At 63.7% G+C, this 25,137-nt stretch carries 26 protein-coding genes; 7 read left to right on the top strand and 19 right to left on the bottom strand.

What is annotated here, in order from left to right; all coding sequences use genetic code 11:
- The first annotated feature begins 1 nt into the window (after window position 1).
- Window positions 2-781, top strand: a complete 780-nt coding sequence (locus REH34_RS02510) for an ABC transporter permease (RefSeq protein WP_311970620.1) — start codon at window positions 2-4, stop codon at window positions 779-781.
- Window positions 774-1,619, top strand: coding sequence for a transporter substrate-binding domain-containing protein (locus tag REH34_RS02505; RefSeq protein WP_311970619.1), 846 nt, complete (start codon window positions 774-776; stop codon window positions 1,617-1,619). The genes REH34_RS02510 and REH34_RS02505 overlap by 8 nt, the downstream gene beginning before the upstream one ends.
- A gap of 192 nt (window positions 1,620-1,811) precedes the next feature.
- Here the strand turns inward: REH34_RS02505 and REH34_RS02500 are convergent, their stop codons facing one another.
- The 4 genes from REH34_RS02500 to REH34_RS02485 all read right to left on the bottom strand — a co-directional run bounded on the left by REH34_RS02500 (window position 1,812) and on the right by REH34_RS02485 (window position 5,919).
- Complete coding sequence (locus tag REH34_RS02500; protein ID WP_226504664.1) at window positions 1,812-3,188, bottom strand: MFS transporter; 1,377 nt, start codon at window positions 3,186-3,188, stop codon at window positions 1,812-1,814.
- A gap of 57 nt (window positions 3,189-3,245) precedes the next feature.
- On the bottom strand, window positions 3,246-4,220 hold the full coding sequence (gene denD, locus REH34_RS02495) for a D-erythronate dehydrogenase (protein WP_311970618.1): 975 nt from the start codon (window positions 4,218-4,220) through the stop codon (window positions 3,246-3,248).
- A gap of 69 nt (window positions 4,221-4,289) precedes the next feature.
- A complete protein-coding gene (locus REH34_RS02490) occupies window positions 4,290-5,138 on the bottom strand; it encodes an ureidoglycolate lyase (protein WP_311970617.1) in 849 nt (282 codons plus the stop codon).
- A 40-nt stretch (window positions 5,139-5,178) separates the two neighbouring features.
- Complete coding sequence (locus tag REH34_RS02485; protein WP_226504661.1) at window positions 5,179-5,919, bottom strand: SDR family oxidoreductase; 741 nt, start codon at window positions 5,917-5,919, stop codon at window positions 5,179-5,181.
- Window positions 5,920-6,227: 308 nt separating this feature from the next.
- Here REH34_RS02485 and REH34_RS02480 point away from each other — a divergent pair, with 308 nt between their 5' ends.
- Window positions 6,228-7,514, top strand: a complete 1,287-nt coding sequence (locus REH34_RS02480) for an MFS transporter (RefSeq protein ID WP_311970616.1) — start codon at window positions 6,228-6,230, stop codon at window positions 7,512-7,514.
- Window positions 7,515-7,544: 30 nt separating this feature from the next.
- Here REH34_RS02480 and REH34_RS02475 read toward each other — a convergent pair whose 3' ends face one another.
- The 7 genes from REH34_RS02475 to REH34_RS02445 all read right to left on the bottom strand — a co-directional run bounded on the left by REH34_RS02475 (window position 7,545) and on the right by REH34_RS02445 (window position 11,487).
- Window positions 7,545-7,799: a hypothetical protein gene (locus REH34_RS02475; RefSeq protein WP_226504659.1), complete on the bottom strand. Its 255-nt coding sequence runs from the start codon at window positions 7,797-7,799 to the stop codon at window positions 7,545-7,547.
- A 137-nt stretch (window positions 7,800-7,936) separates the two neighbouring features.
- Complete coding sequence (locus tag REH34_RS02470) at window positions 7,937-8,890, bottom strand: choline ABC transporter substrate-binding protein (protein ID WP_226504658.1); 954 nt, start codon at window positions 8,888-8,890, stop codon at window positions 7,937-7,939.
- 234 nt (window positions 8,891-9,124) lie between these two features.
- A complete protein-coding gene (locus REH34_RS02465; protein WP_226504657.1) occupies window positions 9,125-9,340 on the bottom strand; it encodes a hypothetical protein in 216 nt (71 codons plus the stop codon).
- Between the two features lie 224 nt (window positions 9,341-9,564).
- Complete coding sequence (locus REH34_RS02460; RefSeq protein WP_226504656.1) at window positions 9,565-10,008, bottom strand: periplasmic heavy metal sensor; 444 nt, start codon at window positions 10,006-10,008, stop codon at window positions 9,565-9,567.
- The gene (locus tag REH34_RS02455) at window positions 10,005-10,436 is read right to left on the bottom strand and encodes a hypothetical protein (RefSeq protein WP_311970615.1); all 432 of its coding nucleotides are present in this window, start codon (window positions 10,434-10,436) and stop codon (window positions 10,005-10,007) included. The genes REH34_RS02460 and REH34_RS02455 overlap by 4 nt, the downstream gene beginning before the upstream one ends.
- The gene (locus REH34_RS02450) at window positions 10,433-11,056 is read right to left on the bottom strand and encodes an RNA polymerase sigma factor (RefSeq protein WP_226504654.1); all 624 of its coding nucleotides are present in this window, start codon (window positions 11,054-11,056) and stop codon (window positions 10,433-10,435) included. Before REH34_RS02450 ends, REH34_RS02455 begins: the two co-directional genes overlap by 4 nt.
- Before the next feature lie 110 nt (window positions 11,057-11,166).
- Window positions 11,167-11,487 carry a hypothetical protein gene (locus tag REH34_RS02445; RefSeq protein ID WP_226504653.1) on the bottom strand — a complete coding sequence of 107 codons (321 nt, stop codon included), beginning with the start codon at window positions 11,485-11,487 and terminating at the stop codon, window positions 11,167-11,169.
- A 184-nt stretch (window positions 11,488-11,671) separates the two neighbouring features.
- Here REH34_RS02445 and REH34_RS02440 point away from each other — a divergent pair, with 184 nt between their 5' ends.
- Complete coding sequence (locus tag REH34_RS02440) at window positions 11,672-11,794, top strand: hypothetical protein (RefSeq protein ID WP_260524786.1); 123 nt, start codon at window positions 11,672-11,674, stop codon at window positions 11,792-11,794.
- A gap of 158 nt (window positions 11,795-11,952) precedes the next feature.
- Here REH34_RS02440 and ggt read toward each other — a convergent pair whose 3' ends face one another.
- On the bottom strand, window positions 11,953-13,680 hold the full coding sequence (gene ggt, locus REH34_RS02435) for a gamma-glutamyltransferase (RefSeq protein WP_226504652.1): 1,728 nt from the start codon (window positions 13,678-13,680) through the stop codon (window positions 11,953-11,955).
- A 131-nt stretch (window positions 13,681-13,811) separates the two neighbouring features.
- Window positions 13,812-14,513, bottom strand: coding sequence for a GNAT family N-acetyltransferase (locus REH34_RS02430; protein WP_226504651.1), 702 nt, complete (start codon window positions 14,511-14,513; stop codon window positions 13,812-13,814).
- A 498-nt stretch (window positions 14,514-15,011) separates the two neighbouring features.
- Between REH34_RS02430 and REH34_RS02425 the strand changes: the two genes are divergently transcribed.
- The 3 genes from REH34_RS02425 to REH34_RS02415 all read left to right on the top strand — a co-directional run bounded on the left by REH34_RS02425 (window position 15,012) and on the right by REH34_RS02415 (window position 18,149).
- Window positions 15,012-16,229, top strand: coding sequence for a YbfB/YjiJ family MFS transporter (locus REH34_RS02425; protein WP_226504650.1), 1,218 nt, complete (start codon window positions 15,012-15,014; stop codon window positions 16,227-16,229).
- A gap of 105 nt (window positions 16,230-16,334) precedes the next feature.
- Entirely contained in the window at window positions 16,335-17,219 is an 885-nt protein-coding gene (locus REH34_RS02420) for a LysR family transcriptional regulator (protein ID WP_226504649.1), read from the top strand.
- 201 nt (window positions 17,220-17,420) lie between these two features.
- Window positions 17,421-18,149, top strand: coding sequence for a CbtA family protein (locus tag REH34_RS02415; protein WP_311970614.1), 729 nt, complete (start codon window positions 17,421-17,423; stop codon window positions 18,147-18,149).
- A gap of 223 nt (window positions 18,150-18,372) precedes the next feature.
- Here REH34_RS02415 and REH34_RS02410 read toward each other — a convergent pair whose 3' ends face one another.
- From REH34_RS02410 to REH34_RS02385, 6 genes are read right to left on the bottom strand one after another with little or no spacing between them, the layout of a single operon-like run.
- Complete coding sequence (locus REH34_RS02410) at window positions 18,373-19,170, bottom strand: CoA ester lyase (protein WP_311970613.1); 798 nt, start codon at window positions 19,168-19,170, stop codon at window positions 18,373-18,375.
- A 43-nt stretch (window positions 19,171-19,213) separates the two neighbouring features.
- Window positions 19,214-19,981, bottom strand: a complete 768-nt coding sequence (locus REH34_RS02405) for a GntR family transcriptional regulator (RefSeq protein WP_275948751.1) — start codon at window positions 19,979-19,981, stop codon at window positions 19,214-19,216.
- The gene (locus tag REH34_RS02400) at window positions 19,982-21,160 is read right to left on the bottom strand and encodes a CaiB/BaiF CoA-transferase family protein (protein WP_226504646.1); all 1,179 of its coding nucleotides are present in this window, start codon (window positions 21,158-21,160) and stop codon (window positions 19,982-19,984) included.
- On the bottom strand, window positions 21,157-22,308 hold the full coding sequence (locus REH34_RS02395) for an acyl-CoA dehydrogenase family protein (RefSeq protein ID WP_311970612.1): 1,152 nt from the start codon (window positions 22,306-22,308) through the stop codon (window positions 21,157-21,159). Before REH34_RS02395 ends, REH34_RS02400 begins: the two co-directional genes overlap by 4 nt.
- Before the next feature lie 18 nt (window positions 22,309-22,326).
- Window positions 22,327-23,718 (bottom strand): MmgE/PrpD family protein, encoded by a 1,392-nt coding sequence (locus REH34_RS02390; protein WP_311970611.1) that lies wholly within the window; start codon window positions 23,716-23,718, stop codon window positions 22,327-22,329.
- Complete coding sequence (locus REH34_RS02385) at window positions 23,715-25,106, bottom strand: MFS transporter (protein WP_311970610.1); 1,392 nt, start codon at window positions 25,104-25,106, stop codon at window positions 23,715-23,717. The genes REH34_RS02390 and REH34_RS02385 overlap by 4 nt, the downstream gene beginning before the upstream one ends.
- Between the last annotated feature and the right edge of the window lie 31 nt (window positions 25,107-25,137).

Raw genomic sequence — 25,137 nt, 5'->3', positions numbered from 1 at the left:
CATGAGTTTCAAAGCGTCTTCGCGCAAGCTGTTCGACAGCAGCTTGGGCATCGTTCTGTTCTTGCTGTTATGGGAAGCCTTGCCGCGCCTGGGCATCGTCAACCCGGGCTACCTCAGCCCACCGTCGGCGGTGGTGGCAGCGATATTCGACCTGGCGGCCAACGGCCAATTGGTCAAGCACCTGGAGGCCAGCCTGTTGCGGTCCCTGGCGGGGCTGGCATTGGCGATCGTCTTCGGCGTCGGCCTGGGCTTGCTGATGGGTTGGTTTACGCGGCTCGAGAGCATCGTTGATCCGTTGCTGCAGCTGTTTCGGCAGACCTCGGCGCTGGCGCTGTTTCCGGTGTTCATTCTGTTTCTGGGCATTGGTGAAGGCTCGAAAATCGCGATTATTTTCTGGGCGTGCTTCTGGCCGATCCTGTTGAGCACCATCAGTGGCGTCAAGCAGGTCGATACGCTGCTGATCAACTCGGCGCTGTCGATGGGTGCCAACCGGCGCTTTCTGTTCCTCAAGATCGTCCTGCCTTCGGCCTCGCCGTCGATTTTTACCGGCGTGCGGCTGGCTGGCGCCTATTGCATCACCGCACTGGTGGCGGCCGAGATGATCGGTGCGCATTCGGGCCTGGGGTTCCTGACGCTCAACTCTCAGGAGGTGTTCCAGATCCCGAGCATGTACGCCGGTATCCTGTTGCTGGCTCTGGTAGGCCTGGCGCTGAATTTTCTGCTGGCGTTGCTGGAGCGACGCTTCACCCGTTGGCGGCGAGGCTTGAAACACAGTGGTTAAGCCGCAGTGGGCGCTGGCGGCCACCTTGTGGCTGGGGCTGGCCGCGACCATTGTCTGGCTGCAGCGCACCCCCGATGTACACAGCGTCATGCCGGGCCCGCAGTTGCAGGCGGCTCAGGCGCGCCAGGTGCTGCGGGTGGGCGTGCGCAGTTACCCGCGGCCCACCGACAGCCGCGAGGCGCTGGTCTCCGAACCGGATGAAATGGACAGCGCCTTGGCGCGGGCGCTGGCGGCGTACTTGAAGGTGCCGGTGCAACTGCGGGCATTGCCGGACCGCGATCCACAGGCGCTGCTCAAGGATGGCAGCATCGATGTACTGATCGCCGGCAGCCTCGACTTGCCCACTCTGGAGGCCCAGAGCCGGGCGCTGGACGGGCCGCCCAGCGACTACCGTGAGGGTCGTTTGTTGGCGTTGCGCAATGCGCCCTTGCCGAAAACCGGCCTGCAGGGCGTGAGCGTCTGCGTGGCCGAAGGCAGCCCGTGGAATGCGCCGTTGCAGAAGCTGGGCACCGTAGCGCGAATCTATCCATCGTCGATCCGCGCGGCGGTGGCGTTCATGGCCGGCGATTGCAGCCTGCTGGCCGATGAGCGCAATACCCTCGAACGCCTCCAGGCGCAACCGGACTGGCGCTTCTACCGCATGCTCGACACCCGCCTCAAGGCCAGCGACGACGCCCGCGTGTACCTGGCCAGCAACGACCGCCAGAGCCTGGCCTACCTGCGCGCCGCACTGCACAGTTGGCAACGCGACGGCGGGCAGGAACAGGCCTGGGGACTGCATGGCAATGCAGTGCTGATCGACAGCTTGAAGGTGGGGCAGGGGTTGGTGTGTCATTGACTGCCAATAGTCGCCGGTACTGATGCTGTGGGAGCTTGCTCGCGAAAAGGCATCGATGGCGCGGTGATGCGGATGGCCTCTTCGCGGGCAAGCCTTGCTCCCACACTGCAATGGCAAGCCCGAACCCTGTGGGAGCAGAGCTTGCTCGCGAAGGGACCGGTCCTGGTTGCCCAAATCGGCAGTGGGCAAGGATCACGCCTTGCGCACGATTTCGGGTAGCTCGGTAGCAGCACTCGACGCGTCCAGGCTGACCTTGTTGCGCGGCATGAAGATCATCCCCAGCCCACCCGCCGCCACGAATGCCGCGATCACCAGAAAGCCTGCAGTGTAGCTCCCGGTCGTGGTGTACAGCACGCCCGTCAGGTACGGCCCGGTGAACCCGCTGAGGTTGCCGATGGAGTTGATCAAGCCGATCCCCGCCGCCGCGCCGACCCCGGTCAGCACCTGGCCCGGTACCGCCCAGAACACGTTGATGGCGCTGTACACGCCCACCGCCAGGAGGATGAAACCAATCACGATGATCCATGGCTGATTGATCAACAACGCCACCGCGATCGACACCGCCGCCAGCAAGGCCGCGCCACCCGCGTGCCAGTGACGCTCCTGCAAGCGGTCGGAGCGTCGGCTCCAGAGAATCATCGCCACGGCTGCCAGGGCGTAGGGAATGGCCGTGATCAAACCGTTCTGCATCAGCCCCAGTTCCAGCCCGAACGACGCGCGGAAAGACTGCAGCACGCTGGGCAAAAAGAAGTTCATGGCGTTGGAGCCCGAGGTGATGCCGAAGTACACCAAGGCGAGCATCCACACCTGACGATTGCCCAATGCCTTTTTGACCATTTGCCACTTGGTTGGCTGCACGCCGACCACCAACGGCTTGGCGCGCTCTTCGCGCTCCAGGGTGTCCATCAGCCAGGTACGTTGCTCCAGGGTCAGCCAGTGGGCATCGGCCGGGCGATCGGTGAGGTAGAAGTAGCACACCACGCCAAGGATGATCGCCGGCACCGCTTCGGCGAAATACATCAACCGCCAGCCGACCATGCCGTAGGCGTCGCCCAGTTGAATCAGGCCCACCGACAGCGGCCCGCCGATGACCTGGGCGATGGGTACGCCCAGGTAGAAGGTGGCGATCATGCGCGCCCGATAGCGGCTCGGGAACCACAGCGAGAGCAGGTAGATGACCCCCGGAAAAAAACCCGCTTCAGCGATACCCAGCAGAAAGCGCAGGGTGATGAAGTGCCCGGTGGTCTGCAGAAAACCCATGGCCCCGGCGATGATGCCCCAGGTGACCATGATGCGGGCGATCCACACCCGCGCGCCGAAGCGATGCAGCATGACGTTGCTGGGCACTTCGAAGAGGAAATAGCCGAGGAAGAAGATGCCCGCGCCGAGGCCGAAGATCGCCTGGCTGATGCCGATGTCGGCGTTCATCTTCAGCGCGGCGAAACCGACGTTGTTACGGTCCAGGAAGGCGACCACGAACAGCAGAATCAAGAACGGGATCAGCCGCTTGGTCACGCGGCTGATGGTTTGTCTTTCGATGTCGCTGACGTCTGCTAGCGGTGTGTTCATGGTGCGCGTTCTCATGTTGTTATTGTTGTGGTCGGCGATTTGTAACCGGGTGCTGATCTAGGCGTGAGCCGTGTCCTCCAGGTGTGCGCGCACGATGCTGTCGAAGTCGGCATCGGCCTTGAAGCCCAGTGCCCGGGCCCGCGGCGCATCGACCTGGCTGGGCCAGCTTTCGACGATGCGCTGGATGGTGGCGTCGGCTTCCCAGCGAATCAACTCGACTGCGGCGCGGCCGGCGACCCGTTCGAGGGCGGCGACCATGTCGGCGACCGTGGTGGTCAGTCCTGGTAGCGGGATGATGCGCTCGCTGCCCAGGCGCTGGGCCGACAGGGTCATGGCCAGCAGCATCGACTCCACGGCGCGGCGCGGCGACGAGATGTACACCTGAGTGTCAGGACGCACGGGGCACACCGCGGGTTCGCCCACCAACGGCTCGCGGATGATCGAACTGAAGAAGGTCGAGGCCGCCTTGTTCGGCTTGCCGGGGCGCACGACGATGGTCGGCAGGCGCAGCACCCGGCCATCGATAAAGCCTTTGCGCGCGTAATCCGCGACCAGCAGTTCGCCCACTGCCTTTTGCATGCCGTAGGAGGACTGTGGAGTGAGGGCGGTATCGTCGTCGACCACCTCCGGCAAGGCACCGCCGAACACCGCAAAGCCGCTGGCATACACCACGCGTGGGCTCTGGCCCTGGCGCCGCAAGGTTTCCAGCAGGTTGAGCAGGCCGTAGAGATTGACCTGCATGCCGAGCTCGAAATCGGCTTCAGCGGCCGAGCTCACGACGGCGGCCAGATGCCAGACCAGATCGACGCCCTCGCAGACCTGGGCCAGCGTGGCGGTGTCGCTGATGTCGCCGGTCACTAACTCGATACGCGGATCGCTGGGCACACCTTCACCCGCGAAGGCGTCGAACAGCACGATACGCTCGATGGTGTGTGCGGGTTGCTCGTCGAGGCTCAATTGCCCGGCATCGAGCAGGCGCTGGGCCAGTTGCTTGCCGATGAAGCCGGTGCCACCGGTGATCAGGATGCGCATGGGGTTTCCTTATTATTGTCGTCTGGTGGTCGAGCGCCATACGGCGCTCGACTGGCATTGGCGCAGCGGTCAATCCGCTTGCACGGTACGCTGACGCTGCTCGCCCAGGCCCTCGATACCCAGGCGAATTTCCTGGCCGGGGCGCAGGTACACCGCGTTGGGTTTGACGCCCATGCCCACGCCCGGTGGCGTGCCGGTGGAAATGACATCGCCGGGCTGCAGCGACATGCAGCGGCTCAGGTAGGCGATCAGTGCCGGGATCTGGAACACCAGGGTACGGGTGTTGCCGTCCTGGTAACGATGGCCGTCGACTTCCAGCCACAGATTGAGCTGATGCGGATCGGCGATTTCATCGCGGGTCACCAGCCAGGGCCCCAGCGGCCCGAAGGTGTCGAAGCCCTTGCCCTTGTCCCAGGTGCCGCCGCGCTCCAGCTGCCACTCGCGCTCGGATACATCGTTGATCACACAGTAGCCGGCCACGTGCTCCAGGGCGTTGGCCTCGTCGATATAGCGTCCGCCCTTGCCGATCACTACGCCGAGTTCGACTTCCCAGTCGGTCTTTTTCGAATCGCGGGGGATCTGCACGTCGTCGTTGGGGCCGTTGATGGCGCTGGTCCACTTGTTGAAGATCACCGGCTCGCTGGGCACCGCCATGCCCGATTCGGCGGCATGGTCGGCGTAGTTGAGGCCGATGCAGATGAATTTGCCGACCTGCCCCACGCAGGCGCCGATGCGCGGCGAGCTAGTGACCAGCGGCAGGCTGGTTGGGTCGAGGCGGGCGAGGGTGGCCAGGCTGGCGGGGTCGAGGGCGGAGCCGGCGATGTCGCTGACATGGGCGGACAGATCGCGGATCTGCCCCTGGCTGTCGAGCAGGCCGGGTTTTTCCTGGCCTTTGTTTCCGTAACGCAGCAGTTTCATCGAGAGGGTTCCCTATACGAGAGGAGTTGCAAAGCAGATGTCAGACGCTCATGCCGCCGTCGATGACGTGCACGCCGCCAGTAGTGTAGGCATTGGCATCGTCGGCAAGGTAGAGCGCCAGTCGGGCGATTTCTTCCGGAGTGCCGATGCGGCCCATGGGTTGGCGCGCGACGAAGGCCCGGTACACCTCGTCTTCGCTGCGCCCTTCGGCTTTTGCCTGGGTGGCGATACGTTGGCGCAAGGAGGGCGAATCGACGGTGCCGGGGCAGATCGCGTTGCAGCGAATGCCCTGTGCGACGTAGTCGGTAGCCACTGATTTGGTCAGGCCGATCACCGCCGCCTTGCTGGCCGAGTAGGCAAAACGGTTGGGTACGCCTTTGACGCTGGAGGCCACCGACGCCATGTTGACGATACTGCCGCTGCCGGCTGCCAGCATTCCCGGCAGGAAGGCGCGGATCATGCGGTACATGGCGGTGACGTTGAGGTCGAAGGAAAACTGCCAGCCTTGCTCGTCGCAATCGAGCAAGGCCCCGCTGTGCACATAGCCCGCGCAGTTGAACAGTACGTCGATGTCGCCGATCTGTTCGCGCACCGATTCGATCGCTGCAGGTTGGGTCACATCCAGGGTCAGTGCCTGGATGCCAGGCAGGTCGCGAAGGCTGTCGATGTGCAGGTCGGTGGCAATCACCTGGGCGCCGGCCTGCTGGAACGCCAACACCGATGCCCGGCCGATGCCTTGGGCGGCAGCGGTGATGAGGACGCGTTTATGCTCGAGGCTCATGGGCTGGGGGTTTCCCTGTTGTTATTGGTTTGAAGGGCGTGACGGTATGAACCCTAGTGCGAGTGTTCGATAATCTCCAATGAGAAATGCTTAATGGTTGATAACGGCTGGTTATCGTTCTGCGTTGATGCCACGACTAAGGAGATCCCTCTGGCAAGGGCTGCCGCCGATGAGAGATGGCGCAGCGATGATAACCCCAGGTTATCGATCGATGCGGGTATGTCATTGGGCAATCCTGACTGCGCTCTCTAGAGTGACCGGTGCCCGACCGTGCGAGTCCGGGCATCGAACGCTCAGCAGAGGCGCTTATGAAAACAATAAAAAGCTTCCAGACGATGACGATCGTCTTCCTCTTCATGATCGGTGTGGTGAACTACCTCGACCGTAGCGCACTGTCCATCGCCAATACCTCCATCCAGAAAGACCTGCTGATCAGCCCGACGCAAATGGGCTTTCTGCTGTCGGCGTTTTCCCTGGCCTATGCGTTTTCGCAGCTGCCGCTGGGGGCACTGATCGATCGGCTGGGCAGCAAGCTGGCCCTTGGGGGCTCGCTGATCCTGTGGTCGCTGGCGCAAGCGGCGTTCGGGCTGTTCAGTGGCTACGGGCAGTTGCTGGGCATGCGCGTGCTGCTGGGGATTGGCGAAGCGCCGGTGTTTCCGTCGGCGGCAAAGGCGCTGTCGGAGTGGTTCGATACTCAGGAGCGCGGCACCGCCACGGGCTGGGTGTGGTCCTCGACGTGCATGGGCCCGTGCTTGGCCCCTCCGCTGTTGACATTGTTCATGGTGCATCTGGGCTGGCGCGGGATGTTCATCCTCACCGGTGCCATCGGTATTGTTCTGGCGCTGTGCTGGTTCGCCTTCTACAAGAGCAAGGCGCAGTACATGGCCGACACCGGGCGCGCCGAGCCGCAACCGATGCAGCGCAGCAAGCGGCCACGAATCCCCTGGACCACGGTGTTCAAGGATCGCAATACCTGGGGGGCTTTTCTGGGCTTCATGGGGGTGATCTATATGATCTGGCTGCACCTGACCTGGATGCCGGGTTATTTCGAGCGCGAGCATGGTCTGGACCTGTATCGCACCGCCTGGGTGGTGTCGCTGGCCTACCTGTTCGGCGCCATCGGCACGGTGTTCGCCGGCAAGGCCTGCGACTGGCTGGTCAAGCGCGGTATGAAGGTGCTGGCCAGCCGCAAGCTGATGGTCATCCTCGGCCTGGTAGCGGCGGCGTTCTTCACCTTGATCGTGGCCTTCGTCGCCAATGTCGTGGCCTGTGTGGTGCTGCTGTGCCTGACGATGTTTTTCATCAACATCTCCAGCGCCACGGCATGGATGATCGTCAACACCATCGTGCCTTCGGAGCGTGTCGCCTCGTTCGGCTCGATCCAGAATTTCGGCGGCTACCTGGCCGGTTCGATCGCGCCGATCCTGACCGGTTTCAGCGTGCAGCAGAGCGGCTCGTTTTCATCGGCCTTCGTGATCAGCGCGGTGGTGGCGGCCTGCTCGGCACTGGCGTATTGGCTGCTGCTTAAAGAACCACGCACGGTGCCGACGGCGGCACCGGTTGCCAACGCCGGGCTGACGCCGCGAGCGTTGTAAGGCCAGGGCCGCGAGGCGGCCTGCCCTTGGCTACTTGGGTAGATGCTGGCCTTGATACAGCGAGCTGTTGGTTTCGTCCTCTAGCGCATTGTCGGTGTGGGTTTTGACCTGCTCATGGCTCAACTCGGGGTCGGCGGCGGTCTCGTCGTCTTCGTGTGGGATCTCTTCATCGCCGCCGAACAGTTCGTGGATGCTTCGCAGTTCTTCGGGCTCGAGCTGCACGTTGCCCGGTGCGCGGGAGTCGTCTGTCGCGCGGAGTTGGCTATCGTTGCCTTCGATTTTCATGGTCACCTCGCTTGGGCCCGGAATTGGGCGCATAAGCATGTGAGGTGGCGCTGCGCCAGACGTTCGATCGCAGTGCCGACCGGTCATCAGGACGGCACTGCAGCTGACCCCGGCAGGGGGCCGGGGTCGGGGGAGGCTTATTTGCTCAGCGCGGCCTTGGCGATATCCAGGCCTGGCCGACCATCCAGGGTGGTCACCCCGGCCAGCCATTTGTCGAGGATCTGCGGATTGGCCTTGATCCACTCGCGGGCGGCGACTTCGGGGCTCTTCTTGTCGGTCAGGACCTTGTCCATCAGCTCGTTTTCCATCGGCAGGCTGAATTCGAGGTTGGTCAGCAGTTTGCCGACGTTGGGGCAGGAAGCCGAATAGCCTTTGCGCTCGATGGTTTCGACGGTGGCACCGCCATAGTTGGGGCCGAAGGAATCATCGCCACCCTCGAGGTATTTCATCTTGTAGTGGGTGTTCATGGGATGCGGTTCCCAGCCCAGGAACACGATCCAGTCCTTGCGCTTGGTGGCGCGATCGACTTGGGAAAGCATGCCGGCTTCGCTGGACTGCACCATCTTGAAGCTGCCCAGATCGAACTTGTTGCCGTCGATCAGGCCTTGAATCAGCTTGTTGCCGCCGCCACCGGGCTGGATGCCGTAGATCTCGCCGCGAAATTCCTTCTTGTGCTTGGCGATGTCGGCAAAGCTGTGCACGCCGGCGTCATACACGTAGTCGGGCACGGCGAGGGTGTATTTGGCGCCCTGCAAGTTGACGCGCACGGTACTGACGGTACCGGCTTTCAGGTAGGGGGCGATGACATCGACGCCTGAGGGCATCCAGTTGCCGAGGAAGAAGTCGATCTTGCCGTCTTGCATCGACTTGAACGTTACCGAGGCGGCCAGCAAGGTCGTGGTGGTCTTGTAGCCCAAGGCTTCGAGCACGGCGGCGGTGCTGGCGGTGGTGACCGAAATGTCGGTCCAGCCGACGTTGGACAAACGCACGGTTTCACAGCTTTGCGGGTCGGCTGCCTGGGCCACCAGGGGCGCGGCGAGCAGGGGAGAGCACAGCGAAATTGCAGCAAGCAATGACTTGATTTTATGCATTCGAGAGTTCCCTGAAAAATGGATGTGACCATCATTTCCATAAAGCGCCCGCGCCCGGATTGAGCTCCGGGCACGGGTGAGCGCTCTACTATGGGGGACTCGTGTGACAGTGCCTAGTCTGTTGACGCGTTCAGTTAGATTGCGTCGCATTTGGCACAGGGTTGCCGATGTTGTCCTGCAGAATGCGTCCAGATCGAACCAGGCGCCATAGCGCCCGGTTGTCACGGCACCGGTCTAGCGCTCGCGCCAGTGGCCCGGGACCCAGATCCAGTCGCGCTCGCCTTCACGGTAGTGTCCGGGGACCCAGTGCAGGCCGGGCGCGGGCATGACCGGCACGACTTCAACCGGTGGCGGTGGTGGACGGTGGGGGCGGGGTTGCTCGACGACACAGCCTGCCAGCGAGGCGGCAATCAGGGTAGCAGCGAGGGTGGCACGGAAAATCGGCTTCATGGCAGATCCTTGTGGACAGTCACCGGCACTCTTTAGCGCGGTGTACGGGAGTTAAACGCGGCTGTTGGGGAATTCCGTCGGTATCCGTACAAATCTTGCGGGCCTCTTCGCCGCCGAACGTGCAACCTTGCTCCCACAGGTGTACTGCTTAGGCTCTGCTTCCACTGTAGGAGCAAGGCTTGCCCGCGAAAAGGGCGGAACATTCAGCCCCGATATCCCAGGTTTCACTCATCCCGCGAGTACACCGATTGAGCCAGGGTCTGTCGTTCGTCCGGCGCGAGGTTGCCGGCGAAGTCAGCCAGCAGCGTGTCGACCTGCGCGCGCAGGGCGCCGTCGGCTTCGCGGGCCTTGCTCAGGTCGCGGTCCAGGGCCTCGCGGTCCAGGCGTGGCTCACGCAAGCGTTGGACCACCGCCTGTCGTGCCTCGCGGCGAGCGGCCAAAAGATTCTGATTGTCGCTGCGGCTCTGGCGTAGGGCCAGGCGCAACTCGTGGCGCCTGGCTTCGGGGAGTTGGGCCAGGGCCTGGCGCAAGCCATGCGCATGGTCCGGCTCGAGCACTGCTTGCTGATTGCGCCAGTGGTACAGGCCACCGCCGATACTGCCGAGCAAAAAAACATTGAGCAGCAAGGATGCCGCGAGCAGCGGGGTAAAACGTCGACGGGCCGTCATTGCGGGGTTTCCTCGGCAGCATCCAGGTTGAGCACGACGTCGCCATCGCCTGAGTCGAATACATTGGGCAAGGCTTCATGTTCCACCGCCAGCGGCAAGGTCAAGGAGGCCACCAGGATGCCGGCGGCTACACCGGCCAGGCCAACGCCGACGAAGCTGGCGCCGAACAGCCAGGAAAACGATCGAGCCCAGAAGGAAGGCGCTCGCGTGGCATCGGCAACGATCCGGTGCACCAGGTGTGGCGACACGGCTGGCGATGGATGGCGATCGAGCTGCCCGTCCAGCCAGCTGGCCTGGCGCAGTACCGCGTTCAGCGCGCCGTCGTCGCTCGCCAACAGCGCATGCGCAGCGTCGCGCTCGGCACTGGGCCAACGTCGCAGATCACCGCCATAGGCCTCGGCCAACTCGCTAAATCGGTGCGGTGTCATCGTTGTCCCCCTCCTGGTCGGGCGTCGCCGTGGTAAGCGGCCAGAGTGTTGCGCAGCGTGCGGCGTGCCCGTGACAACAGGCTTTCCAGCGCTTCGACGCTGATGTTCATCAGCGCTGCCGCTTCGATATTCGATAGCCCCTGATAGTACTGCAACACAATGGCCTCACGCTGACGGTCGGGCAGGGCCGCCAGTGCGTCGGCGACCTGGTGGCTCTGCGCGGCAGCCTCCAGTTGTTCGTCCGGGCGCGGCGCGGTGTCGGCCAGTTCGCGGGTATCGTCCTCATCAGCCAGTGGCTGCGCCTTGCGTCGCCGCAAACGGTCGTGGCACAGGTTCAACGTCACCCGATGCAGCCAGGTATCGAAGCGTGCCTGGCCGGCCCGCCAATGCGCAGCGTGCTTCCAGATTCGTACAAAGCTCTCCTGAGCGACATCCTTGGCTTCCTCGGCATCGCCCAACAGGCGGCTGGCCAGCGCAAGCAGGCGGGGCAACTTGCGCTGGACCATCTCCTCGATGGCGGCCGGTTCGTTGTGGCCGATACGGGCCAGCAACTCGACGTCCGGATCAGGTTCGTTCAAAGGGTGTTTCTCGGGCGGTTGACTGGATCGGCAGCCTCGCATCACAGATGCGGGAGGGAGACGCTCTGTGTGTCTCCCTCGATACAGACAACAACGCGCAAAATGGTTCATCGCCAGGGTGCTCGGCACGTGATCGCTCAGTGCCAGGGCTCTCAGCGCAACCAGTGCCCTTCAACCCAGAACCACTGCGGGCCGCGTGCTTCCCAATGTCCTGGTTCCCAACGACCCGGGCCGCGCATCTCTTGCCAATGACCGGGGAACCAGAAATATGCATGGCCGTCCCACTTCCAGTGGCCCCGATCCCAGGCATAGCCTTGGCGATCCATCGGCGCCCGCTCTTCACGCATCGGTGGCGGCGGAGGTTGCTGCATATATTCGCGGGCCAGGACCGGTGCACTTGCCAACGCGCTTGCCAGCGCGGAGGCGGCCACGGGAATGATCAGGGCGTATCGCAACTTGGCCAGAAGGCTCATGACATCTCCTCATGCAGCGTTCACGGTGAACGTAGCTGCTGAGTTGAACGCATAAGGCTGGCGCAATCCGTCGCGAAAAAATAATTATTTTTGCACCGACGGATTTTGCCGGGGAGCGGCGTTGAATGTGTGTAGCCCGATACGTTGATGGGCTGCACCGTCATTACTGCCATGAGGAATTACCATGTACCGTCGATTTGCACTGATGCTGGCCACCGTGATGATGCTCAGCAGCCTGAGTGGCTGCATCATCTTTCCGGACCACGGGCATGGGGGCGGGCACTGCTGCTGGCGCTATGACCGCTGAGGATTGATTGCGGGGCTTGATTCGCTCTTTGGCTTGCGGGCCTCTTCGCCGCCGAACGCGCACCCTTGCTCCCACAGTATCAACAGTTGCGTACCTGTGGGAGCAAGGGTGCGCGTTCGGCGGCGAAGGCGCCGGATTGGCTGGCGCAAAAAATCCGATCAGTACCCCAACGCCTCGCCCGTATTGCGCCGTGGGTCATTGGCGCCATAGAACCTGTTATCGCCCACCGGCTTGGCGCCTAGCGCGGGTGCCCCTACCAGTATCGCTGCCACATGGTTGGCCGGTTGTGCGCCGGTGAACTTGTGGCCCCAGCTTTCAAGAATCTTGCGCGTATCGGCGCTGACCGTGAACGGCTCCAGGTTGGTGGTCTCCGGCATCCATTGCTGGTGGAAGCGCGGCGCATCCACGGCTTCCTGAATGGTCATGCCGTAGTCGATCACGTTGAGCATGGTCAGCAGGGTCGCGGTGATGATCCGGCTGCCCCCCGGCGTGCCGACCACCATCAGCGGCTTGCCATCCTTGGTGACGATGGTCGGGCTCATGGACGATAGCGGCGTCTTGTACGGGGCGATGGCGTTGGCCTCGCCCTGCACCAGGCCGAACATGTTCGGCACGCCGACCTTGACCGTGAAATCGTCCATCTCGTCGTTGAGGATGACCCCCGTGCTGCTCGCCATCACCCGCGCGCCGAACCAGTTGTTGAGCGTGTAGGTGACCCCCACGGCGTTGCCCCATTTATCGACGATGGAGTAATGGGTGGTGTTGCTGCCTTCGTGCGGGGCGACGCCGGGCTTGAGCTCGGCGGAGACACCGGCCTTGTTCGGCACGATGGCGGCGCGCAGGCTGGCGGCGTAGTTTTTGTCGAGCAGATGGGCTACGGGGTTCTTGACGAAATCCGGGTCGCCCAGGTAGCTGTTGCGGTCCACGTAGGCGTGGCGCATGGCTTCGATCTGGTAGTGCATGCCTTGGGCCGAGTGATAGCCCAGGTCGGTCATCGGGTAGCCTTCGAGGATGTTCATGATTTCGCAGATCACTACGCCGCCTGAGCTCGGTGGCGGCGCCGAGACGATGTGATAACCACGGTAGTCGCACTCCACCGGTGGCAGCTCGCGGGTACGGTATTTGTCCAGATCGGCCTGGGTGATGATGCCGTCGCCGGCCTTGCTCGAGTCCACCAGGGCCTTGGCCACCCACCCTTTATAGAAACCGTCGGCGCCGTTGCTGGAGATGCTGCGCAGGGTCTTGGCGAGGTCCTTCTGCACCAGTTTTTCGCCGACCTTGAACGGCTCGCCGTGGTTCAGGAAAATCGGCGCAAGGTCTTTGCTGTCCTTGCGAAAGTCGGCAGTGGTGGTGCCCAGCATGTCGACGTCACCCTGATCGAGGACGAAGCCTTTTTCGGCATAGGCGATGGCCGGGGCGATAAGTTTGGCCCGTGGCTGGGTGCCGTATTTGTGCAGCACATATTCCATGCCTGACACGGTGCCCGGCACGCCGACCGCGAGGTGGCCGTCGGTGCTCAGCCCGGGGATGACCTTGCCGTCCTTGTCCAGGTACATGTTGGCGGTGGCTGCCAGCGGGGCTTTTTCGCGAAAGTCGATAAAGGTCTTGCGGCCGTCCGCCAGTTGCAGGGTCATGAAGCCGCCGCCACCGATATTGCCCGCGGCGGGATAGACCACCGCCAGTGCATAGGCCACGGCGACGGCGGCATCGACGGCGTTGCCGCCGTGCTTGAGGACATCGACGCCGACTTCGGTGGCCAGGTGCTGGGCGGTGACGACCATGCCGTGTTCGGCGGCGACCGGTGCTACCGAGGCGGCTTGCACCGAGGTCCAACTCACGATCAACAACGATGCGATCAGCGTCCGGGTGGGGTTTGCCAATTTCAAATCGATACTCTCTTCTTCCAGGAAAAGGGATTGCGGTATGGAAGCGGATTGCGCCCGCGAAGGGTGTTCTGTGTGGTCGTCAGCGGCGCCTTCGCGGGTAGAACCCGCTCCCACAACAGCATCGTCGTTATTCAGGATTGCGCAAGTCTGCTGCGCTGCTGGCCGCTGGCGTCGAAGTTTTCCGGTGCGAGCCAGCGCTCGAAGGCGGCACGGCGGGCTGGCCATTCGCTGTCGATGATCGAAAACCACGCGGTGTCGCGGCTGCGGCCCTTGTAGATGACGGCCTGGCGGAAAATACCCTCGAAGCTGAAGCCCAGTCGCAACGCGGCTTGGCGCGAGGGCGCGTTGAGGGCGTCGCACTTCCATTCATAGCGGCGGTAGCCGAGGGTTTCGAACACAAAGTGCATCAACAGGAACTGGGCTTCGGTGGACACCGGGGTGCGTTTCATCAGCGGCGAAAAGGTCACGTTGCCGACTTCGATGGCGCCATGCACGGGGTCAATGCGCATCAGCGACAGTGTGCCCACGGCGCTGCCACTGGCTTGGTCGACCACGGCCCAGTGCTGCGGATCGGCGCTGGCGGCGGCGCCTTCGAGGTAAGTGCGATAGCTGGCGGCGTCGGGGAAGGGGCCGACGAACAGGTAAGTCCAGTCGCTGCCATCGGTCTGCGCGCAGTAGGCGGCATAGAGTGAATCGCCATGGGCTTCGACATTCAGCGGTTCGAGCCGGCAAGTGCGGCCCTGCAGGACCTGGCGCGGTGGGCGCTGGCGTGGTGTCCAATCCGCGACGTCGGGGCCGATGGGTTGGTCGAAGGCGTTGAGGCGGGTGGTCATGGGGCGTTCCTTGAGCAAAGGCAAGCAGGGTTTACAGGTCGCTTCGGCTGGCCTCTTCGCGAGCAAGCTTTGCTCCCACAGGCGTACGACTCAGGGGCGGTTTACACCTGTGGGAGCAAAGCTTGCTCGCGAAGAGGCCCTTCGGCCCAACGCTGTTCAAAGGCCAAGTTACCGGCCAATGGCCCGACAACCAAGAGCCAATGGCCGCTCGAATCAGGGAACCATTCCATTACCGGCAGCACGGCGGCGCTATTTTCAGCACAGGGGTGCAATACCCCGCTGGAGCAATCCTTCATTCTGCAGGCAGATGCAAATCCAGTTCGTGCATGTGTTCCTCCCTTTTCGGCGGCGCAGCGGTCTCCTCCCTGGCCAGCGCCGCCGCTTTTTATCCGTATCGATGCCGGCCTCCCTGCCGATGATCGCTATCAGTGCGGTTGATTTCTGTGGTGCCAGCGCCCCCCCTAGAATCAACGCATTACTCATCAAGGAAGCCTCCTCATGTCCACTTACGCCGCGGCCACGCCGCAATCGCGCCATAGCGTGTGGCTGCATATCTTTGCCGGCCTGTGTGCCAGCTTGGTCAGTATCGGTCTGGCGCGGTTCGCCTACACGCCGTTGATTCCGCAACTGATCGAAGCCCATTGGTTTGCCCAGGCCGACGTGGTCTACCTCGGTGCAGCCAATCTGGCGGGGTATCTGATTGGCGCCTTGCTCGGTCATCCGTTGGGCAAGCGCATCGGCAACCCACACACGTTGCGCCTGATGCTGGTGGTGGCAAGCCTGTCGTTTCTGGCCTGTGCCTGGCCGTTGTCGTTCGCCTGGTTCTTCGTCTGGCGGTTGCTGTCGGGCATCGCGGGCGGCGCGATCATGGTCCTGGTGGCGTCCACCGTGTTGCCCCATGTACCGGTCGCCCGTCGCGGGCTGGCCAGTGGCGCGATCTTCGTCGGCATCGGTTTGGGTATCGCCGGTTCCGGTACGCTGGTGCCGGCCTTGCTGCACTGGGGTTTGCGCGATACCTGGATAGGCCTGGCCCTGGTGGCGGGCGTGTTGACGGCGGCGAGCTGGTTTGCCTGGCCCGCCGCCACGGTGGCCAACCCGGCGGCGACATCTGCGGGGCAGCCGGACAAGCCGAGCGATACCAGTGGCGGCGGCTTGCGCCTGCTGTTCTCACAGTACGCGCTGATGGCCAGCGGGTTGGTGCCGGCCATGGTGTTTCTGGTGGACTACGTCGCTCGTGGTCTTGGTCAGGGCGCGCATGTCGCAGCGCTGGTGTGGGTGATGTACGGCATCGGCGCGATTCTGGGGCCGATGGTCTACGGCCTGTTGGCGGATCGCCTGGGCGCGCGGCGCGGCATTCGCTGGGCCTTGGTCGTACAGGCGGTGGCGGTGGGGCTGTTGGGCGTCAGCCAGCAACCCTTGCTGTTGTGCGCGCTGGCGCTGGTGATCGGTTCGTTCCCGCCTGGGATCGTGCCGCTGGCCTTGGCGCGGGTGCATGAACTCAAGCACAGCGCTCATGCTCAGCAAGTGGCGTGGAGCAAGGCGACGGTGGCGTTCGCGAGCTTCCAGGCGTTGGCCGGTTTGCTCTACTCGCTGATCTTCAACGGCACCGGCGGTCATTATCAACTGCTGTTCGGTATAGCCGGGGGTGCGCTACTGCTGGCCCTGCTGCTGGATTACGTCGCATTGGGCTGGGGGCAGCGTCGTTCCCGGCGTTGAGCCGGCCGCACGATGATGTGCGAGCCGCCACGGCAGGTAGTCAGGAGCCTGGACAAGGATTATGCTTAGAGGATATTTCCTTTGGCTTTTTCATGTGCAGACCGAATGAAAATCGATGACATAGACGCCTTCGTGGCGGTAATTCGTTGCCAGTCGATCAGTGTCGCGGCGCAGTCGCTGGCGCTGACCCAGCCGGCCATCACGCGCCGCGTGCAGAACTTCGAGCAAGCGCTGGGTGTGGAGTTGTTCGACCGCAATACCAAGCCGCTCAAGCCGACGGTGATGGGCCATCAGGTCTACCAGAAGTGCCTGGCGATCCTGCGCGAGATGGATGCCCTCAGCGAGCTGGTGGCCAGTGATACTCCGCCGTCTGGCTTGCTGCGCCTGGGGGTGCCGCAGACCCTGGGCGATGCGGTGTTGCTCGATGCGCTCAAGCAGTTGCGCCAGGTCTACCCCGAATTGCAGCCAAGGGTGGCCACTGGTTGGGGCAGCCAGTTGATCGACAAGATCGCCAATGGCGAACTGGATGCCGCTGCGGTGTTGTTCCCGGCTGGCAAGGTGTTCCCTGAAAACATCGTCGGCCAGTCGCTGGGCAAGCTGGAGCTGGTGGTGGTGTGCGCCGCAGCGCAGTTGCCGAAAAAGCCGATCAAGCTCGCCGACTGCTATGCCCAGGGCTGGGTGCTCAACCCCGACGGTTGCGGTTTTCGCGCCGGCCTGCAGCGCACATTGGGGGACATGGGCCTGAGCCTCAAGGTCAACCTCGAAACCTTCGGCACCGAGCTGCAGTTGGGCTTGGTAGCCGACGGCATGGGCCTGGGCCTGGTGCCGCGGCCCTTGCTGGAGCGCAGCGTGCATCGCGAGCGCCTGGCGGCGATGGTGGTCAAGGATTTCAAGCCGGTGATGGACCTGTGGCTGGTGCAACCGCGCCTGCTCGGCAATCTGCAGGCGCCGGTCGCGGCTTTTGGCGATCTGGTGACTCGGGCGCTGTGATGTCCGGGATGCTCGCGTGCAGGCACCGCACACCCCGCGCACTAGCTGCATGAAAACAAACTCAGAATCGCGGATCGCCAGAGGCGCTTCGCGATTTTGCCGTTAGACTCCGCCCAATTCCGCTCAGCCGTTGTTCTTCCCGTCGTCATCGATGGTCGTCAGCGGCTGGGCCTGGTTGCCACTGACACGAGGCGTTTTTCAATGGTTGGACGTTTACTCGTCAGGGGGCTGTTCGTTGGTCTGCTCGCCAGTGTGCTGGCGTTTGGTTTCGCCAAGGTGTTCGGCGAGCCGCAGGTCGACAGTGGCATCGCGTTCGAGCAAAGCGTGGTGCACATGCACGGTGACGACACCGATGAACCCGCCCTGGTCAGCCGCCAGATGCAGGCATCCTATGGCCTGTTCAGCGGTGTGGTGGTCTATGGCACGGCACTCGGCGGCCTGTTCGCGCTGGTGTTCGCCTGCGCCTTGAATCGCGTCGGGCCGATCGGGCCGCGGGGGCTGTCGGCACTGCTGGCGCTGGTCGCGTTCGTCGCGGTAATCCTGGTGCCGGACCTCAAATACCCGGCCAACCCGCCTTCGGTGGGCGATCCGGATTCCCTCGGTCAGCGCACCGAGCTGTTCTTCCTCATGCTGCTGGTGTCGGTCGCAGCCATGGCCATTGCCGTGCGCAGCGCCTGGGGATTTATCGCGCGATACGGCCTGTGGGGCGGGGTGACGATGACGGCGCTGCTGTACATCATCATCGTCGCCTGTGCGGGTGCGTTGTTTCCGTCGGTCAATGTCGTACCCGAGCATTTCTCTGCGGTGCAGCTTTGGGATTTTCGCGTGGCGTCCTTGGGCATCCAGGCGGTGCTGTGGTCGGCGATCGGGTTGATTTTCGGTGCCTGGGCGCAACGGATGCTGGTCGAGGCGCAGGTGTCGTCGATCTGAATCTTTGCGCCATCTGATCCGCTTTTTTATCGTCTATCTGCCGCTGTTATGAAAATCAGCGGCGGCGCACCATAGCGCTGTCATCCGAATTCAACGGTGTGGAGGTGCAAGATGGACGGTCTGATCATGTTGATCATTGTCGCGGGGACCCTGGGCTCCTTTGGCTATGTGATGTATCTGATCCACAAGGAAAGCCGCGAGAGCAAGTGAACCCCGCGTCGGTTCACGCCGACTCGAGTATGCGTCTGGCGCGCAGGATCACCGGTAGGTCTATGAGCTTGCCGTTGAGGCTCAGCGCCCCGACACCCTGGCTGGCGTCCACGACGTCCAGCACCGAGCGCGCCCACTGCACTTCACTGGCATGGGGGCGCAGGCCGTCGTTGATGGCCTGCACCTGCTTGGGATGCACGCACAGTTTGGCGCCGAAGCCTTGCAGGCGCGCGCGCTCCACTTCATGCGCGAGCAGGGTGGCGTTGCTCAGATCGACCGTCACGCCATCCACTGGCGCCTCAATCCGCGCCATGGCGGAGGCGATCACCAGTTGCGAGCGGGCGAACAGCAGCTCCTGATCGTCGCCGACGATTCCGGTATCGACCTGAAAATCCACCGAGCCGAACGCCAGGCGCAGTACCTTCGGGGCTTGCGCCAACTCGGCGACGTTCCAGATCCCGCGGGCGGTTTCGACGATCGGCAGGATGCGCAGTTTGCCCGGCAGCCGCGCAGCCAGTGCAGCCAGCTGCGTGGCGCTTTCCGCTTTGGGCAGTGATACGCCCAGCAGTCCGGGGCAGTCGAGCAAGGCACAGTCATCTTCGTACCACGCGGTATCGCTGCCGTTCAGGCGTACCCAGGCACGGCCCCCTGCGCGCAGCCATTGGCCGATAGCGTCGCGGGCGGCGTCTTTGCCTTCTGGGCTGACCGCGTCTTCAAGGTCGATGATCACCACATCAGCGCCGGCCGCACAGGCCTTGTCGAAGCGCTCCGGGCGGTCGCCGGGGACGAACAGATAGGATCGAGCAGCCATGGTGTGGGCTCCGTGGTGTGTCAAAAAGAGCAGGCGGGTGCTTTCAGGACGCCGCGCCCTGCCATTTGAGCTGTTGGCTGAAGGAATAGCTGAAGCGCTCGCCGGGGTGCAGGCTGACCGCTACTTCGAGCAACTCCTGATTGTGGCCGTAGTAGCGGCGGATGATCCGCAGCCCCGCCGAGCCCGCGGCCACCTGCAGGCGCTGGGCATCGGCGGCATCGATCAGCACGGCGCTGATGTCCTGGCGCACGTCGGTGACGCGCAGGCCGAAGCGCCGTTCGATCAAGGCGTAGATGGGTTCACGCCCATCGCCCAGATCCTCCGCCACGCTGCGGTAGGCGCGGGCGATATAGGCATGGGTGAAGGCCAGTGGCAGTTGGTCGCCCTCGCGAAAACGCAGGCCGCTGACACAGAGCCATTCCTGGCCGGGCTGACACTCCAGCCACTGCGCCAGTTCGGCGTCGGCGCTGATATCGTGGATGCCGTGGATATCCAGGCGCACATCGCGCACGTACTGGTGCAGGTCTGCGATGTCGGCATGGGCTTGTACATAGCGTGCAGCGACTTCGACGGCTTTGACCCGACTGCCGATGCCGTGCTGCTTGTGAATCAGGCCCAGGTCACTGAGTCTGCGGATCGCCTCGCGCACGGTATGACGGCTGACGCCGAACTGCTGGCACAGCTCGTGTTCGGTGGGCAGCAGGCTGTCCAGCGGGTAGCGTGCGGCCTTGATGTCGTCCATCAAGGCTTGCGCCAGCAGCAGGTAGCGGGGCTGCCCGCCGCCCAGTGGCGAAGGCGAATCCTGGCTCATTCAGATCACTCCAGCGGCTTTGCGCGGTGGCACGGCGCGCAGCGGCCCCAAGACGCTCTGATTATGCGCACCCAGGCGTGGCGCGGCCTGGCTGGGCAAGGTCTCGCCAGGGCAGCGGATCGGGCAGGCGAGGGTCTTGATGGTACCCCGCGCCGGATGCTGGGACTCGACGATCAGGCCCTGGGCACGGGCAAATGGATTGTCCAACGCCTGGCCGACATCGTTGACCGGCGCGGCAGGGACCTGGCCGGCGAAATGCTTGAGCCATTGCTCGGTGGTGGCGGTCATCAGCACGGCGTCGAGTTCCTCGGTGAGCTGATCGCGGTGCGCCAGGCGCGCTTTGAAGTTGCAGTAGCGCGGGTCGCTGGCCCACTCGGGACGGTCGATCAGTTGCGCCAGTATGCCCCAGAACTTTTCCTTGTTGCACATGATGAACATCCAGCCGTCCTGAGTCCGATACATCTGGCTCGGGGTCAGCGATGGGTGTGCGGAGCGCGGCGCCCGATCAGTCTTGATGCCGTCGTTGAGGTACCAGGTGCCCAGGTAGTTGAGGTTGTGCATGGCCACGTCATACAGACTTACATCGATATCCCGGCCGATGCCGGTAGCCCGCGCGCCCACCAGGGCCGCCAGCAGGGCCAGAGCCGCAGTGGTGCCGGTCATCATGTCGATGATCGAGATGCCGAAGCGCGCCGGCGGGCCGCCGGGCTCCCCAGTGATTGCGCAATAGCCGGCTTCGGCCTGCATCAGGTAGTCGTAGCCGGGCCAGGCCTTGCGCTCACCCTCGCGACCATAGGCCGACAGGTGCGCGCACACCAGTTTCGGATTGTGCTCGGCCAGGTCCGCATAGGTCAGGCCGAGCTTGGCCGGCAGGTCGCCGCGCAGGTTGTCGTAGAGCGCGTCGGCGGTCTTGATCAGTTCGATCAGAGTGGCCTTGTCGGTCGGGTCCTTGAGGTTGAGGGTCACGCTTTTTTTGTTGCGATTGAAGGACTGGAAGAAATGGCTGTCGCCTTCTTCGAAGAAATACGGCCCGACCGCACGACCGACTTCGCCGCCTTCCACCGGGTTCTCGACCTTGATCACCTCGGCGCCGAGATCGGCCAGGTGCTGGGTGCCGAAGGGGCCGGCACCGTATTGTTCGACGGCGATGATGCGCACGCCAGCAAGGGGCAGGCTCATACCGGATTCCTCTCGATGAGTTGACGGGCAATGATGATGCGCTGCATTTCATTGGTGCCTTCGCCGATGGTCAGCAGCGGCGCGTCGCGGTACAGGCGCTCGACGTTGTATTCCTTGGAGTAGCCGTAGCCGCCATGAATGCGCATGGCTTCAATGGCGTTTTCCAGGGCCGCTTCGGTGGCGAAGTACTTGGCCATGCCGGCTTCCATGTCACAGCGCAGGCCTTTGTCATAGGCGTTGGCGGCCGACTCGGTGAGCAGCCGTGCGGCCTCTACGCGGGTGGCCATTTCGCCGAGCTTGAGCTGGATGGCCTGGTGTTCGCAGATCGGCTTGCCGAAAGTCTTGCGGATCTGCGCATAGCTGGTCGCCTCCTGCAAGGCGGCGCGGGCCGCGCCGACGCCGCGGGCGGCGACATTGATGCGACCCAGCTCCAGGCCCGACAGCACCTGCTTGAGGCCCACCCCTTCAACCCCGCCAATCAGGCAGTTGACCGGTACCTTGAAGTCTTCGAACACCAGCTCGCAAGTGTCGATGCCTTTATAACCGAGCTTCTCCAGCTTGCGCGCGACCTTGAAGCCCGGCCCTTTTTCCGCGATCAGCCAGCTCATGCCCTTGTGCCGCGGCTGGGCGGTGGGGTCGGTCTTGACCAGCAATGCCACCACATGGCCGTGCAGGCTGTTGGTGATCCAGGTCTTGGCGCCGTTGACGATGTAGTGGTCGCCCTCGCGTCGCGCAGTGGTGCGGATGGCCTGCAGGTCGGTGCCGGTGTCGGGTTCGGTAAAGCCCACGGCGGCGCGCATTTCGCCGCTGGCCAGGCGCGGCAGGTAATACTGCTTTTGCCAGTCGGTGCCGTGGCGGTGGATGGCGCTGGCCACGATCAGGTGCGAATTGATGATCCCCGAGAGCGACATCCAGGTGCAGGAGATGCGCTCGACGATCTTCGCGTAGGTCGAGGTCGACAAGCCCAGGCCGCCATATTCGGGCGGGATGATGCAGCCGAACAGGCCCATGGCTTTCATCTTCTCGACCATCTCCTCGGGATAGATATCGTTTTTTTCCAGCTCGTGGACATAGGGCTTGGCCTCGACCTCAAGGAAGCGGTCGACGGCATCGAGGATCATGCTTTCCTGTTCGTCGTATTCGTTCATGGTGGTTTCCTTATGCGTTCAAGCGCGGGCCGCCAGCGCCTGGGAGCAGGCGCGGGCAGGGCGGTCTTCGAGGTGGAGGACGGCATCGAGCAGGGCGTCGACGCGTTGCGGTGATTGGGTGGTGGCGGCGTTCTCGCGGAATTTGTCGACGATCTCGGCATTGCTCAATGGCCGATCGCTGCTGCCGCGGTTGACCGCTTCACGGTGGCGTAGCACGCGGCCGTCGTTGAGGGTCACCACCACTTCGCCGGAGTAGTGACGCGGAAAGCCCGAGGCCGGGTCGATGGCGTATTCGACCTTGTCGGCCAGCGCCAGCACCTGGGGATCGGTCAGCGCCTGGGCTTCTTGCTCGACCAGGCCGAAGCGCCCGCGCAGCAGGCCGCTGGCCACGGCATAGGGAATGCTGAACTGCGCCTCATAGCTGTTTTTCGGCCGACGTTTGCTGGCCACCGGCTCGCAGACGATACCGACGGTTTCCTTGGGTACCAGGGCGATGATGCTGCGCACGTCTTCGCTGCGCACACCTTGCTGGCGCAGCTGCATGGCGGCGTCGGCGCAGGCGTGGGTGAAGTGGCAGGCTGGCAGCGGCTTGACCGCTACCTGTGTGACCTCCCACACCTCGCCCAGATCGGCGGTGGCCAGGCTGTAATCGCATTCCGCAGCGCGTTCACCCAGGTGGCTGTTGAACAACCCGAAGCGGCCCTCGTAGGTGGCTTTCGGGCCGATGAAGCCGTGGCGTGCCAAGGTCGCTGCGGTGAGGCCGGCGACCCCGGCCCAGCCTGGGTGCAGGCGTTTGGTCCAGGCACCGTCTTCGAGAAACTCCAGGCTGCCGGAGGCGGTGCTCAGGGCGATGCCTTGGGCGTGGGCCAGTTGCGCAGCGCTCTGGCCTTGCAGCTTGCCGGCGATCACCGCGCAGGCGAAGGCACCGACCAGCCCGGTGGGATGAAAGCCGACTTGATGGAAGCCGCCTTTGGCCACCGAGGCGATGCGCGTAGCCAGCTCCATGCCGACGACGTAGGCACACAACAGGTCCGCGCCGCTGACGCCCAGCTTGGCAGCCACCCCTAGAGCCGTCGGGTAGCAACTGGCCGTGGCGTGGATCACGCCGCGGCCGTGGGTGTCGTCGTAATCCAGGCCATGCACCAGTACGCCGTTGAGCAAGATCGCATCGCGCAACGACAGCTTGGCACCCATGGCGATCACGTCGCTGTCACCCTCACCTAACTCGCGCGCTGCATTGAGGGTGCGCTGGGCGAATTCGTAGCCGGTTGAGGCGCAAGCGATGCCGGTGGCGTCGAGCATCAGGTGGCAAGCGCGTTCGCGCACCTGAGCCGGAATATCGTCAGGGCGCAGTTGCGCCGCAAAGGCCCCGAGCTGTTCGGCCAGGGTGGTGGACTGTGCGGCGCTCATCGGCTTTCTCCGGCGGTGCTGTGCAGGGTGCGGCGCAGGCGTTTGCTGTCAGCGCCGGGGGCGATGTCTTCGAGCGTGCTCTGGTTGGTGTCGACGCCCAGCAGCAGAATCGCCAGGGCCATCAACAGCAGGCAGCTGGAGACCATCGCCAACACGCCGATCAGGCCGAAGTTGGCGAACAGGATGACCGCCAGGTACGAGGTGGCCATCGATGCCAACCGTCCGCAGACTCCCGCCGTGCCGGTACCGCGCAGCCGCAGGTGAGTGGGGAACAGTTCCGGCACGTAGCCGAACAGGCCGAAGGTGACGATGGTGTAGATGCAGGTCACCAGGGCGAAGCCGACGCCGGTGATGCCCACTGCACTGGTCATGTTCGGGTAGATGATGCCCAGCACGATGGCCAGGACCGCGAACAACACCAAGCCTCGAGCGCGGCCCAGTCGGTCGGCGATGGCCAGCCCGAGCAGAGCGCCGGCCGGCGCGCCGAACGACATCAGGGTGGTAAAGCCCAGCGACTTGACCACCGTCAGCCCTTCACTGACGAAGAAGGTTGGCAGCCAGGCGACGAAGCCATACACGGCGACGTTGACAGCAATCGCCGTCATCGCCGCAGTGAGGGTGCGGGGCAGGATGGCGCGGCTGAACAGGGCGCTGAAGGGTGCTTTCGGGGTTTCCAGGTTTTGCGTGCGCGGGCAATCGGCGATCGCGCCGTGCTGGGCGATCACCTGTGCCTCGATATCGCTCACCGTGCGCTCGGCATCTTCCAGCCGCCCTTGGGATTCCAGCCAGCGCGGCGATTCGGGCATGCGGTGGCGCAGCACCCAGATGATCACCGCGCCGACGCCGGCAATGGCGAACATCCAGCGCCAGCCCAGGTTGGGGATCACCACGTAGCCGATCGAGGTGGCCAGCACCAGGCCGGAGTTGACGATCAGTGCCAGTAACGAGATCCAGCGTCCGCGAAACTGCGGCGGGATGAATTCGCTCAGGGTGCCGGCGGCGATGACCAGCTCGGCGCCCAAGCCGATGCCCATGATGAAGCGCAGGCCGATCAGCGTTTCGATATTGGGTGCGAAGCAGGCGGCCAGCGAGGCGAGGCCGAACAGCAGCAGGTTGAATTGATAGGAAGCGCGGCGGCCCAGGTGATCGCCCAGCCAACCGGCCAACGCGGCACCGATGACCATGCCGAAGAAGCCGGCGGAGACGAACAGCGCGTTCTGCGCCAGGGTCGAAAAACCGTCCTTGAACATCGCCGCGCTGACACCGCCGGCGATGTACACGTCATAGGCATCGATGCAGGCCCCGGCGCTGATCAGGCCGAGGATTTTCCAGTGGAAGCGCGACAAGGGCAGCCGATCGAGGCGCGCGCCTGAGCTCACGTAAGTCATCACAGCACTCTCCAGTTGTTGTTTTTGGCGG

Source organism: Pseudomonas baltica (assembly GCF_031880315.1).
In the GTDB taxonomy this organism is placed as follows: Bacteria; Pseudomonadota; Gammaproteobacteria; order Pseudomonadales; family Pseudomonadaceae; genus Aquipseudomonas.
The sequence above is the reverse complement of the archived record's forward strand: the minus strand, read 5'-3'. Positions and strand labels throughout refer to the sequence as shown.

What these genes read in the sequence shown, in the direction of transcription:
- REH34_RS02480 (WP_311970616.1), top strand. Translation starts at nt 6,228, where the DNA reads ATGAAAACAATAAAAAGCTTCCAGACGATGACGATCGTCTTCCTCTTC.
- denD (WP_311970618.1), bottom strand. Translation starts at nt 4,220, where the DNA reads ATGCGCATCCTGATCACCGGTGGCACCGGCTTCATCGGCAAGCAACTG.
- REH34_RS02455 (WP_311970615.1), bottom strand. Translation starts at nt 10,436, where the DNA reads ATGACACCGCACCGATTTAGCGAGTTGGCCGAGGCCTATGGCGGTGAT.
- REH34_RS02445 (WP_226504653.1), bottom strand. Translation starts at nt 11,487, where the DNA reads ATGAGCCTTCTGGCCAAGTTGCGATACGCCCTGATCATTCCCGTGGCC.
- REH34_RS02390 (WP_311970611.1), bottom strand. Translation starts at nt 23,718, where the DNA reads ATGAGCGCCGCACAGTCCACCACCCTGGCCGAACAGCTCGGGGCCTTT.
- REH34_RS02485 (WP_226504661.1), bottom strand. Translation starts at nt 5,919, where the DNA reads ATGAGCCTCGAGCATAAACGCGTCCTCATCACCGCTGCCGCCCAAGGC.
- REH34_RS02420 (WP_226504649.1), top strand. Translation starts at nt 16,335, where the DNA reads ATGAAAATCGATGACATAGACGCCTTCGTGGCGGTAATTCGTTGCCAG.
- REH34_RS02465 (WP_226504657.1), bottom strand. Translation starts at nt 9,340, where the DNA reads ATGAAGCCGATTTTCCGTGCCACCCTCGCTGCTACCCTGATTGCCGCC.
- REH34_RS02450 (WP_226504654.1), bottom strand. Translation starts at nt 11,056, where the DNA reads ATGCGAGGCTGCCGATCCAGTCAACCGCCCGAGAAACACCCTTTGAAC.
- REH34_RS02500 (WP_226504664.1), bottom strand. Translation starts at nt 3,188, where the DNA reads ATGAACACACCGCTAGCAGACGTCAGCGACATCGAAAGACAAACCATC.
- REH34_RS02415 (WP_311970614.1), top strand. Translation starts at nt 17,421, where the DNA reads ATGGTTGGACGTTTACTCGTCAGGGGGCTGTTCGTTGGTCTGCTCGCC.
- REH34_RS02425 (WP_226504650.1), top strand. Translation starts at nt 15,012, where the DNA reads ATGTCCACTTACGCCGCGGCCACGCCGCAATCGCGCCATAGCGTGTGG.
- REH34_RS02460 (WP_226504656.1), bottom strand. Translation starts at nt 10,008, where the DNA reads ATGACGGCCCGTCGACGTTTTACCCCGCTGCTCGCGGCATCCTTGCTG.
- REH34_RS02490 (WP_311970617.1), bottom strand. Translation starts at nt 5,138, where the DNA reads ATGAAACTGCTGCGTTACGGAAACAAAGGCCAGGAAAAACCCGGCCTG.
- REH34_RS02400 (WP_226504646.1), bottom strand. Translation starts at nt 21,160, where the DNA reads ATGAGCCTGCCCCTTGCTGGCGTGCGCATCATCGCCGTCGAACAATAC.
- REH34_RS02405 (WP_275948751.1), bottom strand. Translation starts at nt 19,981, where the DNA reads ATGAGCCAGGATTCGCCTTCGCCACTGGGCGGCGGGCAGCCCCGCTAC.
- REH34_RS02470 (WP_226504658.1), bottom strand. Translation starts at nt 8,890, where the DNA reads ATGCATAAAATCAAGTCATTGCTTGCTGCAATTTCGCTGTGCTCTCCC.
- REH34_RS02440 (WP_260524786.1), top strand. Translation starts at nt 11,672, where the DNA reads ATGTACCGTCGATTTGCACTGATGCTGGCCACCGTGATGATGCTCAGC.
- REH34_RS02410 (WP_311970613.1), bottom strand. Translation starts at nt 19,170, where the DNA reads ATGGCTGCTCGATCCTATCTGTTCGTCCCCGGCGACCGCCCGGAGCGC.
- REH34_RS02385 (WP_311970610.1), bottom strand. Translation starts at nt 25,106, where the DNA reads ATGACTTACGTGAGCTCAGGCGCGCGCCTCGATCGGCTGCCCTTGTCG.
- REH34_RS02475 (WP_226504659.1), bottom strand. Translation starts at nt 7,799, where the DNA reads ATGAAAATCGAAGGCAACGATAGCCAACTCCGCGCGACAGACGACTCC.
- REH34_RS02395 (WP_311970612.1), bottom strand. Translation starts at nt 22,308, where the DNA reads ATGAACGAATACGACGAACAGGAAAGCATGATCCTCGATGCCGTCGAC.
- REH34_RS02430 (WP_226504651.1), bottom strand. Translation starts at nt 14,513, where the DNA reads ATGACCACCCGCCTCAACGCCTTCGACCAACCCATCGGCCCCGACGTC.
- REH34_RS02510 (WP_311970620.1), top strand. Translation starts at nt 2, where the DNA reads ATGAGTTTCAAAGCGTCTTCGCGCAAGCTGTTCGACAGCAGCTTGGGC.